Below are 15,982 nucleotides of genomic sequence, written 5' to 3'. Positions count from 1 at the left end.
GAGAGTATCTGGCCACTTGGCCAAGTCAAGAGACCAACAAATACATGGCCTATGACCAGGTGATTTATCTTGGCCAAGTGGCCAAGTCGTACGGCATGAAATGATGGGCGGCATGCCAAGCACCCGTTCCCCTCGGCGTCGGCCCGACGACGCCCGCCGTACCGAGTTGCTCAACGCCGCGCGCGCCGTGATCGCCCGGGAGGGAGTGGCGGCGACCACGACTCGGCGCATCACACAGGAGGCCGGCCTGCCGCACGGCATGTTCCACTACTGGTTCTCGGGCAAGGAGGAACTCTTCGAAGCGCTCATCGCGGAAGTCATCGAGGAGCTGCGGGAGAACGCCGCGGCCCCGGCACCGCGGGTCGGCTCCGAGGAGAGCGCCGGGGTGGCGGACAGGCTGCGGGCCGCCTTCGCGGTGGCGCGGCGCGACCAGGAGAAGCAGCCGGGCCGCCAACTGGCGTTCTACGAGCTGACCGCGCTGGCCCTGCGTACGCCCGCGTTGCGAGACCTGGCCCGGCGGCAGTACACGGCGTACCGCGAGATGTCCACCGAGGCGGCCGCGGACTGGCTGGCCGAGGAGGGCGTGGATCTTCCCGGTGGCAGCCAGGCGCTGGGAGAACTCCTCACCGTACTCATGGACGGCATGACCCTGGCCTGGCTCGCCGACCCCGAGGGCAGCAACCCCGAGCAGGTCTTCGCGCTGCTGGAGACGTTGCTCATGCGGGCCTCCGAGACGCAACGCCGAGAGGGGAAACGCCTTGCGCATGAGGGCAGTTGACGGCAGTTGACAGCAATTGTTCCTGATGTACTCCGCATGCACTCCGCTATGCTCAAACCCGTCCGAACGGAAGCAAGCGGGGCGGGAGAGAGCGCGTGATTTCCGGAGACAGCGATCAGGAAGCGACGCCTTCGGAACGCGGCTCGGGGAGACTGATCGCCCATAGGTATCAGCTCCACGACATCCTCGGCCGAGGCGGCATGGGTACGGTGTGGCGCGCCCACGACGAGTTGCTGGACCGCCCGGTGGCCGTCAAGGAACTGCACATCATCCACCAGGGCGACGAGGAGCACCGCATCCGGCTGCGCCGCGCCGTCCGTGAGGCCCGCGCGGTCGCCCGAGTGCCGCACCCCCATGTGGTCGGCGTCCACGACCTGGTCGAGTCGGAGGACCGGTTGTGGATCGTCATGGAGCTCGTGGAGGGGCCCTCGCTCGCCGACCGGATCGCCGAGACCGGACCGCTCACACCGCAGCACACGGCCGCCCTCGGTCTGCAACTCCTCGACGCGCTGACGGCCGTGCACGCGGCCGGCACCCTGCACCGCGACGTCAAACCCGCCAACGTCCTGCTGCGCCCCGACGGCAGCGCCGTCCTCACCGACTTCGGCATCGCCGCCCTGGACGACGGCGAGTCCCTGACGACCACCGGCGAACTGGTCGGCTCCCTGGAGTACATGGCGCCCGAGCGGGTGATGGGCTCGCAGACCGGTCCCGCCTCCGACCTGTGGTCGCTGGGCGCGACGTTCGCCACGGTCTGCTGCGGCAAGTCCCCCTTCCGCCGGCCCGCGCGTCCGGCGACGCTGCACGCGGTGGCGTACGAAGAACCCGTACTGACGGAGCAACTCGGCCCGCTGCGACCGATCGTGGAGGCGCTGCTGCGCAAGTCCCCCGAGGAGCGCCCCTCGGCGGCCGTCGTGCGCGACGCGCTCCACCGCGTCGCGGCGGGAGAGACAGGCGAGGCGGAGCCGCTGCCGTCGGCGACCGTGCACGTGCCAGGGCCTTCGGTCCCGCTGGCCGACGCGGACACGCTGACCGGCGGCCGGCAGCGAACCGTATCGACCGGGCAGACCACGCCGACGGCACGGCACACCACATCGCTCGGGCCCGCGAGCCACTCAGCCGGCCGCCCGAGGAAGCGGCTGCTGTGGGGGCTGGCCGGTACGGCACTGCTGGCGGGGGCCGTGGTGGGCGGTCTCTTCCTCACCGGGACGCTTCCACCCAAGGACGAGACCGGGACGCTCCCGCCCAAGGACGAGCCGAAAACGACGACCGTCAGCCAGGTCGTCAAGTCGACCGCCGGATGGCAGTCGGTGCCAGGGGTGTCCGTCACGCGCGGAGACCAGGTCGTCATCCGGTACCTCTCCGGCTCATGGACGGCCGACCAGCGGAACATGCCCTTGTCCGGACCGGCCGGATACGACGCGAACACCGACAAGTTGCTGGAGGGAGCGAAGTCCTGCAAGGTCAGGCCCGCCTCGCCCTTCGGGACCCTGGTGGCACGCCTCAAGGGCAACCGGGACTTCCCGGTCCACGCCGTCCGCAAGAACCTGGAGTTCCGCGCGGCCGGGGACGGCACCCTCCAACTGGGCATGAACGACGCCGCCGGAGCCTGCTCCCAGGACAACAGGGGCATCATGTCGGTGCAGGTGAGTGTGACGCGCCCGAGTTGAGCGGAATCCCGGGCGCGTCGCGTCACTCCACCGCCGTCGGCCTCCGGGACGCCGCCATCGCCTCACGCACGTCGGTCAGCGGGCGCAGCCGGTAGGTGTAGGAGTAGTCGCGGTTCGCGAACAGCTTGTATTGGTCGTGGGTGTGGGCGCCCCAGCTGTTGTCGCCGCCCAGGCCCATCTGGCGGTGGTTCACCCGCAGGACCACCTCGTCGCGCGGGGCCAGCTGATAGTCGTGGCGGACCCCGGACGACAGGTCCTCCGGGGTGAAGTGCGAGGCGTTGACCTCCAGCAGCGGCTCCCCGGAGACGAGGAGACCGGTGCCGTCGGCGTCGGTCAGCGCGATCCAGCGGACGTCGGTCTTGTTGCCGTTCTCCTGCGGGCGGATGTAAGGCGTCCACTGCTCGGACACCTTGCCGGAGTACACGCCCACGTCCGTGCCGTCGTTGCGGTCGACGTAGTTCTCCTCGGGCCCGCGGCCGTAGTAGCGCAGCCGATCGAAACGCCCGGGCAGGCACAGCAGCGTGCCGACCTCCGGGATGTACGGCAGCGACGCGGCCCCCGGGTGCAGGGTGTTGTCGACCTTGATCTCGCCATTGCCGAACACGGTGTAGGTCGTGGTGTACGTCGACTCGGTCGTCGTCGGGAGGGTGCCGGTGACCTTGATCTCAACCGCCTTGTCCTGCAGGGGGCGCACCATCAGATCCGTCACCTTGCGGTTCTTGCCCGCGTCGCGCCAGATCTGGTTACGGGTGTGCTGGCCGTTGCCGCGGTCGTTCTCGGTCGGCGCGCGCCAGAAGTTGGGCACGGGACCGGAGTCGATGAGCCGGGTGCCGTCGGCCTCGTAGGCCGTGATGGCCCCCGTGCTCTTGTCGACGGTGACGGTGAACGTCTTGCCCTTCACCGTCACGGCCTTGTCGTCGTCCTCGTACGTCAGACCCGGCACGCTCGCCAGTGGGACCGGCGTCACGGCCACTACGTCCACGTCGAGGGACAGTTGCTGCTTGGCCACCTCGAATCCGGCCTTCGCCCAAGGGGTGGATTCCTTGGTGGTGAAGGAGAGTTGGAGGTGGTACTCGGTGCCGGGGGCCGGGTCGTCAGGCAGTGTCACCGGCACGGTGATGTCCTTGGTGCCGAGCGGCGGGACGTCCAGCTGAGCGCGGCTGAGCCTTCCCCTGCGTACGATCTCGCCGTCCGCCATGAGGGACCAACTGCCGTCGAACTCAAGGAGGTTGGTGAACAGGTACTCGTTGGTCAGGGTGATCGCCGAGCCGGGGGCCAGGGAGCCGCCCGATGCCGGTGTCGCGTGGATCGCCTGGTAGATCCGCTTGATCTCGGCCGCCTTGCCGGTGTGGCGGCGGTCGGCGGTGACGATGCCGTCGGCGTTGGAGGTGCCGTCGTTGGGGTTGTCGCCCCAGTCGCCGCCGTAGGGGAAGAAGGTCTTCTGGCGGGGCCGCTTCTCGGTGACGGCGACCGTGGCCGCGTCGAACCAGAACCGTACGCCGTCGTCACCCGGTCCGCGCCCGTCGGAGCCGAGTTCGGCGGCGCTCAGCGCACGCGCGTACACGCGTGCCCGGCGGATCGTGCCGCTGAACTCCCGGGTGGGGTTGTCGACATCGGTGGCGAGCGCGAGGGGCGCGGTGTTGGAGGCCGGCTTGCGCGTGGTCGTCCGGGTGGCCCTCGCCTCGCCGTCGACGTAGAGCGTCAGCGTGCCCGCGTCCGCGTCGAAGACTCCGGCGATGTGGTGCTCGGCGCCGGTCCAGTCGGCCGGGAGCGCCCAGCTCGCGGTGATCCACTGGCCGCCGCCGTAGATGAAGAACTCAAGGTTCCCGTTCGTCTGCTTGAGGGCGTACTGCGTGTCGCCCTTCGCGAGGATCGGCTGGTCGTAGCCGGTGTAGTGCTGGGTGACCCAGGCTTCCAGGGTGAGCGAGCCCGTGAGGTCGAGGCGCTCGTCGCGGGGGAAGACGGTGGCGCCGGATACGCCCTTGGCGCGGTCGAAGGTGCCGCTCGCGGTGAGGATCTCGCCGCGCAGGCCGCCGCCCGGCCCGGACTCGGTGAGGAACTTACGGGTGGGCACGGGCCAGTTCAGCGACTGGTCGACGAAGTCCCAGATCCAGCCGCCCTGGAGGATGCCGTAGCGGCGGACGATGTCCCAGTACTCCTTGAAGTTGCCGTTGGAGTTCCCCATCGCGTGCGCGTACTCGATCATGACGTACGGCCGGGTGTCGGCGGTGTCCTTCGCGCGCTGCTCGACGCGGGAGGGACTGTCGTACATCTCGGAGCGGATGTCGCTGATGGCCGGCCGGTCGTCGCCCTCGTACTGGATCACGCGCGTCGGGTCGTAGGACTTGATCCAGTCGTGCATCGCGACGAAGGTGCTGCCGCCGCCCGCCTCGTTGCCGAGTGACCAGATGACCACCGAGGGGTGGTTCTTGTCGCGGTGGACCATGCTCTGGGCGCGGGCCACACAGGCCTTGGTCCAGTCGGCGTGGTTGCCGGGGTACTCGCCGCGGATGCCGTGGGTTTCGAGGTTGGTCTCGTCGACGAGGTAGAGGCCGTACTCGTCCGCGAGTTCGTACCAGATCGGGTTGTTGGGGTAGTGCGAGGTGCGGACGGAGTTCATGTTCATCCGCTTGATGATCTCGATGTCCCGGACCATGTGCGCGCGGGTGAGCGCCATGCCGCTGTCGGGGTGCATCTCGTGCCGGTTGGTCCCGCGGAAGGAGACGGGCCGGCCGTTGATCCGCATCAGCCCGTCCTTGAGCGCGAACTCGCGCAGGCCGACGCGGTGCGACAGGGTCTCGATCACCTCTCCGGCCGGGTCGCGCAGCCGCAGCACGGCGGTGTAGAGGTTCGGGTGCTCTGCGGACCACAGCTTGGGCGCGGGCACGGCTCTGCTCGCCGTTACGGTCACGTCCTCACCGGCGGGGGCGGAGCCGAGGTCGACCGCCTGCTGGAGCGGCCTGGGCCAGACGGCGTGACCGCCGGCGTCGTACAGCTGCGTCTCGACCGAGTAGCCGCCCGCCCCCGGTCCTCCGTAGGAGCGCACGCTCGCCGTGACGGACAACTCGGCGGCCGTGTAGTCGGCGTTGAGCGGGGTGTCCAGCTTGAAGTCGCGCAGGTGGACGGCCGGCGTGGAGTAGAGGTAGACCGAGCGGAAGATCCCGCTCAGCCGGATCATGTCCTGGTCCTCCAGCCAGTCCCCGTCGGAGAAGCGGTACACCTCGACGGCGATCTGGTTGGTGCCGGGCTTGAGGTGCGGGGTGATGTCGTACTCGGCCGGAGTGAAGGAGTCCTCGGCGTATCCCACCAACTCCCCGTTGATCCACACATAGTGCGCGGACTTGACGCCTTCGAAGTGCAGGAAGGTCCGTCGCCCCGCCCAGCCGCGCGGCACCGTGAAGGTACGGCGATACTGCCCGACCGGGTTGAAGCGGGTGGGCGCGGCCGGGGGCTGGGCCTCCTCGCCGAGGCCGTTCGGTCCCCACCAGGGGTAGGTGATGTTGACGAAGATCGGGCGGTCGTAGCCGTGCATCTGCCAGACGGAGGGGACGGGGATGGTGTCCCAGTCGCTGTCGTCGAGGTCGGTGCGGTGGAAGTCGACGTCCCGGTCGTCGGGCCGCTCGACGTGGGCGAACTTCCATTTCCCGTCCAGGCTGAACCGGTACGGCGAGCGGGTGCGGTCGGCGTCCAGCGCCTGACTGACGTCCGCGTAGGGCATGAGCGTGGTGTGCGGTGGCTGGGTGCCGATGCGGAAGACGTCGATGTGGCCGTTCCACTCCGCGGTGCCCGCCGCCGTCCCGGTCCCGTCGGCCGCGTGCACCGTGGCGGACGATCCGGAGACGGCGAGCGCACCGAGCACGGCGGCTCCCCCCTCCAGCAGACGGCGGCGGCTGACCGGCACGCCCTGCGAACGGGACGGGCCGGCGGGGGACGCGGGAGAAAACGGCATCGACGGTGGCCTTCCTCGGCACGACAGTGCGCGCCACGGCTTGAGGGGCGTCAGATCGTGTGCGGTGCTGTTGGGAAACCCAACGCACACTAGGCCGTGGCCACAGGGGAAGCAATGATGCTGTCGTTGTTTGTGTGTTCCTGATGGGTACGGCCGTCGACCTTGGCCGAATCCAGTTGCTTGAACTGGGTTCGGTGCAACTCGGCGTAGCGCCCGTCGGCCGCCAGCAACTCCTCGTGCGTGCCGCGTTCGACGATCTGGCCGGCCTCGACCACCAGGATCAGGTCCGCCGCCCGCACTGTCGAGAGCCGGTGTGCGATCACGACCGCCGTCCTGCCCGCCAGTGCCTCGGTGAGCGCCTCCTGGACGGCGGCTTCGGAGGTGTTGTCGAGGTGGGCGGTGGCCTCGTCGAGGATGACGACGCGCTGGCGGGCCAGCAGCAGCCGGGCGATGGTCATGCGTTGGCGTTCGCCGCCGGAGAGCCGGTAGCCGCGCTCGCCGACGACGGTGTCGAGGCCGTCGGGCAGGGACCGCACGAGTTCGTCGAGGCGGGAGCGGTGCAGGGCGTCCCAGAGTTCGGCGTCGCTCGCCGAGGGCCGGGCGAGCAGCAGGTTGGCGCGGACGGTGTCGTGGAAGAGGTGGCCGTCCTGGGTGACCATGCCGAGCGTGCCGCGCAGGGAACCGGCGCTCAGGTCACGGACGTCGACGCCGCCGACACGCACGGCGCCCTCGTCGACGTCGTACAGCCGCGGCAGCAGTTGGGCGACCGTCGACTTGCCCGCGCCGGACGAGCCGACCAGGGCGACGGTCTGCCCGGGTTCGGCGCGGAAGGAGATGCCGTGCAGGACCTCGGCGCCGCCGCGTGTGTCGAGGGTGGCCACCTCCTCCAGGGAGGCGAGGGAGACCTTGTCGGCGGAGGGGTAGCCGAAGCGGACGTTGTCGAACTCCACCGACACCGGGCCCTCGGGGACCTCCCTCGCGTCCGGCTTCTCCTCGATCAGCGGCTTGAGGTCGAGCACCTCGAAGACGCGCTCGAAGCTGACCAGGGCGCTCATGACCTCGACGCGGGCACCGGCGAGCGCGGTGAGCGGCGCGTACATACGGGTCAGGAGCAGCGCCAACGCGACGACGGCGCCCGGCTCCAGGGTGCCGCGCAGGGCGAACCAGCCGCCGAGGCCGTAGACCAGGGCCAGGGCGAGGGCGGAGACCAGGGTGAGCGCGGTGATGAACACCGACTGGGCGGTGGCCGTCCGGACGCCGATGTCCGCGACCCGGCGGGCCCGGGACGCGAACTCCTCCGACTCCTCCTCCGGACGCCCGAAGAGCTTGACCAGCGTGGCGCCGGGGGCCGAGAAACGCTCGGTCATGCGGGTGCCCATCGCCGCGTTGAGCGTGGCCGCCTCCCGCTGCATCCCGGCCATGCGGTGCCCCATGCGCCGGGCCGGGATCACGAACACCGGGAGCAGGACGAGGGCGAGCAGGGTGATCTGCCAGGACAGCGTGAGCATGACGGCGAGGGTGAGCAGCAGCGTGACGAGGTTGCTGACCACTCCGGACAGGGTGTTGCTGAAGGCGCGCTGGGCGCCGATGACGTCGTTGTTGAGACGGGAGACGAGCGCCCCCGTACGAGTGCGTGTGAAGAACGCGACCGGCATGCGCTGCACATGATCGAACACAGCCGTCCGCAGATCGAGGATGAGGCCCTCGCCGAGAGCCGCCGACAGGCGCCGCGCGAGGATCCCGAGCCCCGCCTCCGCGACCGCGATCAGGGCGATCAGCAGGGCGAGGCGGACGACGGTGCCCTCGCTGCCGCCCGTCACGATCGCGTCGACGACGCGTCCGGCGAGGACGGGGGTCGCGACGGCGAGCAGCGCGGTCAGCACCCCGAGCACGACGAAGAGCGCGATCCTGCGGCGGTGCGGGCGGGCGAACGCGGTGATGCGGCGCAGCGTGGCGCGGGCGAACGGGCGGCGCTCCCGCTCGGCGTTCATGACGCTGTGCAGCTGGGTCCAGGCTGTGGTCTCCATACTCATGGGAGGGAACGTAGGACCTCAAGCGACCTTGAGGTCAATATCGGCGACTTCGCGAAGATCGGTGTCCGTCCGCAGCCGGTCCGTAAGACGCCGTCTGCGCATCCGCAACCCGCCGTTGTCGCGACGCGGAAAACCTCTCCCAGTGTGACCGCCGTACGACTCCACGCGGGGCGCCTGCTCCGGCGCATCCCGATCCGCCAGATACTGGTCCTGCTGCCGCTCGCCCTCGTCATCCTGGTCGCGGTGCAGCACCGGGCCGTGCTCGCCGAGGGCATCGGCCATCTGGCGACGGCCAAGTGGCCCTGGCTGCTCGCCGCTGCCGGTGCCACCTGTCTGACGTGGGTGGCGGCGGCGGTGACCCGGCAGGGTGCCGTGGTCGACCGGCTGCCCAAGCTGCGGCTGCTCGTCACGCAATTCGCCGCGGGCTCGGCCAACCATCTGCTGCCCACCGGGCTCGGCGCGAGCGCGGTCAACCTGCGCTTCATGACGGTGTGCGGGCTGCCGCTCGCGCGTTCCTCGGCGGCGCTGGCCCTGTATCTGATGGCGGAAAGCGTGGCGCGGGTCGGCCTGCTGGCCGCGCTGCTCATCGCCTTCCCGCACGCGCTGCAGCTCGGCCCGCTCCTTCCGCAGGGGGCGTGGGGTCCGCTGCTGCTGATCATCGGGGCCGCCGCTGTCGTGGTCGCCCTCGTCTTCGCACTCGTACGCAGGCTGCGCACCGCCGTGATGTCCTTCCTGCGCACCGCGCTCGGCGAGGCGCGCTCGGTGCACACCCGTCCGTCCCGGGCGCTGGCGCTGTGGGGCGGCTCGATCGCCTTCCCCGCGCTTCAGGCGGCGGGACTGGTGCTGGTCGGGCTGGCCCTGGGGCTGGATGTGCCGCCGGCCCACATGGCGCTCGCGTATCTGGCGGCGACCTGCGCCGTCGCCCTCATACCGACGCCCGGCGGGCTCGGTTCGGTGGAGGCGGCGCTGATAGTGGCCCTGGTGGCGGCGGGCGGTTCCGTGGCGGTGGCCACGGCGGTGGTCCTGGCGTACCGGATCATCACGGTGTGGGTGCCGCTGCTGCCGGGAGCGTTGACGCTGGGGGCGCTGGTGCGCCTCAAGGTCATATGAGCGCTCGGTTCGCTGGAAGGTCATGCGACGGCTCGGTTCCGGTGGAAGGTCATGTGACCGGTCAGTAACGTACGGGGTCCGACCCACGGAAAGGACCCTCGCCATGCCGGTCCGCATCGAGCGCCAGGGACACGTCACCACCGTCGTCCTCTCCCGCCCCGAGGTCCGCAACGCGGTCGACGGCCCGACCGCCGCCGAGCTCGTCGCCGCCTTCCGGGAGTTCGAGGCCGATGCCGATGCGCGAGTGGCGGTGCTGTGGGGCGAGGGCGGCACCTTCTGCGCGGGCGCCGACCTCAAGGCGCTCGGCACCGAGCGAAGCAACCGGGTCGCCGAGGAGGGCGACGGGCCGATGGGGCCGACGCGGCTGCGGCTGTCCAAGCCGGTGATCGCCGCCGTGGCCGGTCATGCCGTGGCCGGCGGCCTTGAACTGGCCTTGTGGTGCGATCTGCGGGTGGCCGAGGAGGACGCCGTCTTCGGCGTCTTCTGCCGCCGCTGGGGCGTGCCCCTGATCGACGGCGGCACGGTACGGCTGCCCCGGCTGATCGGCACGAGCCGCGCGATGGACATGATCCTGACCGGACGGCCGGTCCCGGCGCGCGAGGCCTACGACATGGGGCTCGCCAACCGCCTGGTGCCGACCGGACGTGCCCGCGCCGAGGCCGAGGAGCTGGCCGCCACGATCGCGCGGTTCCCGCAGGCGTGCCTGCGCGGCGACCGGGCCTCGGTGCTCGACCAGGACGGGCTGGAGGAGCGGGAGGCGATGCGGGGTGAACTCCGGTACGGCATGGGTGTGCTGGCGGAGAGCATGGAGGGCGCGGCCCGCTTTGCCTCGGGCGCGGGCCGGCACGGGTCGTTCACGGAACTCTGAAGCCTCTCGTGCGCCCCTCAACTCTGAAGCCTCGCGTGCGCCCCTCGCGCATCAAGCGAGCCCCCGAGCGCGGCCGTTCGGCCCTCGGACGCAGCGGGAAGTCCGAGGGAGAATGCCCGAGGAATGCCCGAAAAGCGACCGATGAGGCCGTCCCGTCGACGCTCCCGTCACGAACACGTGTACCCGATACGGCAGGATGAGCCCTCGTGCCGGTCACGGGGGACGGGGTGACCGGCACGACGGCACATCGCGGAAATCGAGCAGGTGACAACGTGACGAGACTTCACATCCGGCCGTCGGCGAAGGGATTCGCCGCAGCTTCTCTCCTCGGGGGTGACCGGTGAAGCGAGCGCTCACTGTGGACGACCTGGTCATCGCCGGGATCGCGGTGGCGGCAGGACTGCTCGCCGCGTTCCTGCTGCGGATGCTGCTGCGCTGGCTGGGCAAGCACGCCGACCGCACCCGCTGGAGCGGCGACGACCTCATCGTGGACACGCTGCGGACCGTGGTGCCGTGGGCGGCGTTCCTCGGGGGCGCGGCCTCCGCGGGCGCGGCGCTGCCGCTGACGAAGACGGTCCAGCACAACGTCAACCAGACCCTGACCGTGCTGCTCATCTTCGTCGTGACGCTGGCCACGGCCCGCGGGATCGCCGGCGTGATGCGGACGGTCACGCAGTCCCGCCCCGGCGTCGCAGGATCCGCCACGATCTTCGTCAACATCACCCGGATCCTGATCCTGGCCATCGGCTTCCTGGTGGTGCTCCAGACGCTGGGCATCTCCATAGCACCCCTGCTCACCGCCCTCGGCGTCGGCGGTCTGGCGGTCGCACTCGCCCTTCAGGACACGCTCGCCAACCTCTTCGCGGGCATCCACATCCTCGCCTCCAAGACCGTCCAGCCCGGTGACTACATCCGGCTGGCCAGCGGTGAGGAGGGCTACGTCGAGGACATCAACTGGCGTCAGACGACCGTGCGGGCGCTCTCCAACAACCTGATCGTCATCCCCAACGGGGAGCTCGCCAAGACGAACATGACGAACTTCATGCGTCCCGAGCAGGAGTTGACGATCCTGCTCCAGGTCGGTGTCGCCTACGACAGCGACCTCGACCACGTCGAGCGGGTGACCAACGAGGTCATCGCCGAGGTGATGACGCAGGTCGAGGGCGCCCTGCCGGACCACGAGCCGATCATCCGATTCCACACGTTCGGCGACTCGCGCATCGGGTTCACCGTCATCCTGGGCGTCGGCGAGTTCAGCGACCAGTACCGGATCAAGCACGAGTTCATCAAGCGCCTGCACCGGCGCTACCGCAAGGAGGGCATCAGCATCCCGGCGCCCACGCGCACGGTCGCGATCCAGCAGGGCACGGTCGGCATACCGCAGCAGCGCATGCCCGAGGAGGCGGACGAGGTGGCCCCCGTCCGCCTCGACTGAGCTAGCCCAACGCCCCTACAGGGTGGCCGAGTTGTCGTGGGACCGGCTGCCCCTACGGCTGTGCGGCGCGGCGAGGGACGGGTTCACCGGGGTGACCGTCCAGTCCGGATGCCCCGGCATCCGCGGTGTCTTCGTGCCGTACAGCCAGTCCCGCAGGAAACCCGTCAGATCCTGGCCGGAGATCTCCGAGGCGACGGCGATGAAGTCCTGCGTCGACGCCGAGGAGTTGCGGTACCGGGCGAGGAAGGCCCGCTCAAGGGCGGTGAAGGCGTCCTCGCCGACGAGGTTGCGCAGCGCGTACAGGACCAGCACGCCGCCCAGGTAGCGCTGGCCCTCGAACAGGTTCACCGCGTTCGGCGCCGCGACCGGCCCCCAGTCATGGCGCCACTGGTCGCCCTGCGCGTAGGTGTTCTTCATCCGGGCTTCCAGGGTCGTCAGGCCCAGGGAGTCCGGCCAGCCGCGCTCATAGCGGTAGAGCAGGCCGTAGAAGTCGGCGTGGCCCTCGTTGATCCACAGGTCGGCCCAGGTGGCGGGGCTGACGCTGTTGCCGAAGTAGGAGTGGACCAGCTCGTGCATCATGTGCGAGCCGATCTTCTTCTCCTCCTGGAGCAGATAGTTCGGCCGGTAGATGGTGAGGGTCTGGGTCTCCAGGCCCGTGAAGCCGAAGGGCTCCGGGACGTCGGAGTTGCAGGGCAGCAGACCGTACGTCTCGAAGGGGTACGCCCCGAGGCGGGCCTCCAGCCACTCCACCAGCTTCGGCGTCAGCGCGAGCGCCGGTTCCAGCGCCTCGGCACGCGCGGCCGGGACGACGTCCCGCAGCGGGAGGCCGTGCGGGCCCTGCCGGTCCTTGATCACGTAGTCGCCGACCGTGATCTGCACCAGCTCGGTCGCCATGGGCTCGCGGGAGCGGTACGTGTACGCCGTACGGCCGCCGGAGAGGCTCTCGGTGCGCACGAGCAGGCCGGTGGCCACGCCGCGCAGGCCGCTGGGGACGGTGAGGCGGAACGAGAAGTCGGCCTTGTCGGACGGGTGGTCGTTGCAGGGAAAGACGGTGTGCGCCGAGTCCGCCTGGCAGGCCACCGCGAACCCGTCCAACGTGTCGACCCAGCCGGTGTGCGGCAGGGTGCGGCGCGGGTCCGCCGAGTACTCGACGCAGACGGTGACCTGGCACTTGGCCGGCAGGGTCCGTGCGGGCGTGATGCGCAGCTTCTCGTCAACCTGCTCGAAGGTCGCCCCCCGGCCGTCGACGCGGACGGAGCGGATGTCGAGGCCGAGGGAGTCGAGCGAGAAGCGGCTCAGGGCCTGCGTGGCGCGGATCTTCAGGGTCGCGGTGGCGTCGACCAGCCGCGTCGTGGCGTCGTAGGAGAAGTCGAGGTGGTAGGCCGAGACGCGGTAGCCGTCATTGCCGAGGGCCGGGTAGACGGTGTCGCCGAGGGTCTCGGGGCCCGGGGTGCCGGAGGTCTTCGCGGCCGACGTCCCCGTGCGCGTCGGTGCCGCGTGGGCGGAGGGGGCGACGGTCAGGGCCGCCGCGGTGCCGATCAGGGCGGCCGCGGGGGCCGTCACTCTGGTGCGATATCTCATGGTCCGCCTTCGCTGAGGCGGCCGGGTGGTCAGGACCGGCCGCCGGATCGGTGATCTCCCTACATGACTGTGGGATCAACTGATCCGGTTGCACGGAGGTGGTGGATCCGTTTGCGCGGATTCGAGATCTCGGCACGCATCCCGCGCCGGTGTGCGGACCCCTGTCGAGTACGGGTCGATCACGAGATATCTTGATGTCGAGCAATGTTGCAGACGTGGAGCGGAGCACCCGGTGACTGACTCGACCATCATCTATACGCACACTGACGAGGCCCCGGCCCTGGCAACGTATTCCTTCCTGCCGGTGGTCCAGGCCTACGCCTCGCAGGCGGGTGTCGCCGTTCAGACGCGGGACATCTCGCTGGCCGGCCGCATCATCGCGGTGTTCCCGGAGTACCTGACCGAGGACCAGCGCATCCCGGACGCCCTGGCCGAGCTCGGTGAGCTCGCGAAGACGCCCGAGGCCAACATCATCAAGCTGCCGAACGTCTCGGCGTCGATCCCGCAGCTGAAGGCCGCCGTCGCCGAGCTCCAGGGCCAGGGCTACGCGCTGCCGAACTACCCGGACGACCCGAAGACCGACGAGGAGCGGGACATCCAGGCCCGCTACGACAAGATCAAGGGTTCCGCCGTGAACCCGGTCCTGCGTGAGGGCAACTCCGACCGCCGCGCCCCCGCCTCGGTCAAGAACTACGCCAAGACCCACCCGCACCGCATGGGCGCCTGGACCTCCGAGTCCAAGACGAACGTGGCGACCATGGGCGAGAACGACTTCCGCTCCACCGAGAAGTCCGTCGTGATCTCCGAGGCCGGCTCGCTGAAGATCGAGCTGGTCGCCGGGGACGGCTCCACCACCGTGCTGCGCGAGTCCGTACCGGTCCTCGCCGGTGAGGTCGTGGACGCCTCCGTGATGCACGTGGCCAGGCTGCGCGAGTTCCTCACCGCGCAGATCGCCAAGGCCAAGGCGGAGGACGTGCTGTTCTCCGTGCACCTCAAGGCCACGATGATGAAGGTCTCCGACCCGATCGTCTTCGGCCACGTGGTGCGCGCCTTCTTCCCGAAGACCTTCGAGCAGTACGGCGCGGCCCTCGCCGCCGCCGGCCTGTCCCCGAACGACGGTCTGGGCGGCATCCTCAAGGGCCTGGACGCGCTGGCGAACGGCGCCGAGATCAAGGCGTCCTTCGACGCGGAGCTCGCCGAGGGCCCGGCGCTGGCCATGGTCGACTCCGACAAGGGCATCACCAACCTGCACGTGCCGTCCGACGTGATCGTCGACGCCTCGATGCCGGCCATGATCCGCACCTCCGGCCACATGTGGGGCCCGGACGGCCAGGAGGCCGACACCCTCGCGGTGCTGCCGGACTCCTCCTACGCGGGCGTCTACCAGGCCGTGATCGAGGACTGCCGCGCCCACGGCGCCTACGACCCGTCGACGATGGGCTCGGTCCCGAACGTCGGCCTCATGGCGCAGAAGGCCGAGGAGTACGGCTCCCACGACAAGACCTTCGAGATCAAGGCGGCCGGCACGGTCCGCCTGGTCGACCAGGCCGGAAACGTGCTCATCGAGCAGCCGGTCGCCGAGGGCGACATCTTCCGCGCCTGCCAGACCAAGGACGCGCCGATCAAGGACTGGGTGAAGCTGGCCGTCACCCGCGCCCGCGCCACCGGCGACCCGGCCGTCTTCTGGCTGGACGAGACCCGCGCGCACGACGCCAACCTGATCGCCAAGATCAACGCCTACCTGCCGGAGCACGACACCGAGGGCCTGGACATCCGTATCCTCGCCCCGGTCGACGCCACCAAGCTGTCGGTGGAGCGCATCCGCCGCGGCGAGGACACCATCTCGGTGACCGGCAACGTGCTGCGTGACTACCTGACCGACCTCTTCCCGATCCTGGAGCTGGGCACCAGCGCCAAGATGCTGTCGGTCGTCCCGCTGATGGCGGGCGGCGGCCTGTTCGAGACGGGCGCCGGCGGTTCCGCGCCGAAGCACGTCCAGCAGCTGATCAAGGAGAACTACCTGCGCTGGGACTCCCTTGGTGAGTTCTTCGCGCTGGTGCCGTCCCTGGAGCAGTACGCGACCGCCACCGGCAACACCCGCGCCAAGGTTCTCGCCGACACGCTGGACCGCGCCACGGCGACCTTCCTCAACGAGGACAAGTCCCCGACCCGTCGCGTCGGCGGCATCGACAACCGCGGCAGCCACTTCTTCCTGTCCCTGTACTGGGCGCAGGAGCTGGCCAAGCAGACCGACGACGCCGAGCTGGCGAAGGCCTTCGCCCCGTTCGCCGAGACGCTCGCGACGAACGAGCAGAAGATCGTCGACGAGCTGAACGCCGTCCAGGGCAAGCCGGCCGAGATCGGCGGCTACTACCAGCCCGACCCGGCCAAGGCCGCCGCGGTGATGCGCCCGTCGGCCACCTGGAACGAGGCGCTCGCGTCCCTGTGACGCGAGCGTCCCCGACAGGGACCGAGAGGCCCGACAGGGCCGCCTGAGCGAACCGCCCCGGCCGAGCACCGCCCGGCCGGGGCGGAGCCGTGTCCAGGGCTGATTCTCC

The 15,982-nt window shown here is 70.1% G+C and carries 9 protein-coding genes; 6 read left to right on the top strand and 3 right to left on the bottom strand.

Annotated elements, in window-relative coordinates:
• The first annotated feature begins 112 nt into the window (after positions 1 to 112).
• Both OG254_RS43845 and OG254_RS43840 read left to right on the top strand, forming a co-directional pair.
• Positions 113 to 778, top strand: coding sequence for a TetR/AcrR family transcriptional regulator (locus tag OG254_RS43845; RefSeq protein WP_405593323.1), 666 nt, complete (start codon positions 113 to 115; stop codon positions 776 to 778).
• 95 nt (positions 779 to 873) lie between these two features.
• Positions 874 to 2,448, top strand: coding sequence for a protein kinase domain-containing protein (locus OG254_RS43840; RefSeq protein WP_405593322.1), 1,575 nt, complete (start codon positions 874 to 876; stop codon positions 2,446 to 2,448).
• Between the two features lie 22 nt (positions 2,449 to 2,470).
• On the opposite strand, the gene OG254_RS43835 is transcribed toward OG254_RS43840, so the two are convergent.
• Complete coding sequence (locus tag OG254_RS43835; protein WP_405593321.1) at positions 2,471 to 6,397, bottom strand: glycoside hydrolase family 2 TIM barrel-domain containing protein; 3,927 nt, start codon at positions 6,395 to 6,397, stop codon at positions 2,471 to 2,473.
• 89 nt (positions 6,398 to 6,486) lie between these two features.
• Positions 6,487 to 8,430 carry an ABC transporter ATP-binding protein gene (locus tag OG254_RS43830; protein ID WP_405593320.1) on the bottom strand — a complete coding sequence of 648 codons (1,944 nt, stop codon included), beginning with the start codon at positions 8,428 to 8,430 and terminating at the stop codon, positions 6,487 to 6,489.
• A gap of 144 nt (positions 8,431 to 8,574) precedes the next feature.
• Between OG254_RS43830 and OG254_RS43825 the strand changes: the two genes are divergently transcribed.
• The 3 genes from OG254_RS43825 to OG254_RS43815 all read left to right on the top strand — a co-directional run bounded on the left by OG254_RS43825 (position 8,575) and on the right by OG254_RS43815 (position 11,843).
• On the top strand, positions 8,575 to 9,540 hold the full coding sequence (locus OG254_RS43825; protein ID WP_405593319.1) for a YbhN family protein: 966 nt from the start codon (positions 8,575 to 8,577) through the stop codon (positions 9,538 to 9,540).
• A gap of 103 nt (positions 9,541 to 9,643) precedes the next feature.
• Positions 9,644 to 10,408, top strand: a complete 765-nt coding sequence (locus OG254_RS43820) for a crotonase/enoyl-CoA hydratase family protein (RefSeq protein WP_405593318.1) — start codon at positions 9,644 to 9,646, stop codon at positions 10,406 to 10,408.
• A 340-nt stretch (positions 10,409 to 10,748) separates the two neighbouring features.
• Positions 10,749 to 11,843, top strand: a complete 1,095-nt coding sequence (locus OG254_RS43815) for a mechanosensitive ion channel family protein (protein ID WP_405593317.1) — start codon at positions 10,749 to 10,751, stop codon at positions 11,841 to 11,843.
• A gap of 15 nt (positions 11,844 to 11,858) precedes the next feature.
• Here OG254_RS43815 and OG254_RS43810 read toward each other — a convergent pair whose 3' ends face one another.
• Entirely contained in the window at positions 11,859 to 13,424 is a 1,566-nt protein-coding gene (locus OG254_RS43810) for a M1 family metallopeptidase (protein ID WP_405593316.1), read from the bottom strand.
• A gap of 232 nt (positions 13,425 to 13,656) precedes the next feature.
• On the opposite strand from OG254_RS43810, the gene OG254_RS43805 reads away from it, so the two are divergent.
• Positions 13,657 to 15,873 carry an NADP-dependent isocitrate dehydrogenase gene (locus OG254_RS43805; protein ID WP_405593315.1) on the top strand — a complete coding sequence of 739 codons (2,217 nt, stop codon included), beginning with the start codon at positions 13,657 to 13,659 and terminating at the stop codon, positions 15,871 to 15,873.
• Positions 15,874 to 15,982: the final 109 nt, after the last annotated feature.

The organism is Streptomyces sp. NBC_01092 (assembly GCF_045039535.1).
Lineage (GTDB): Bacteria > Actinomycetota > Actinomycetes > Streptomycetales > Streptomycetaceae > Streptomyces.
This window is presented reverse-complemented; position numbering and strand designations above follow the sequence as displayed.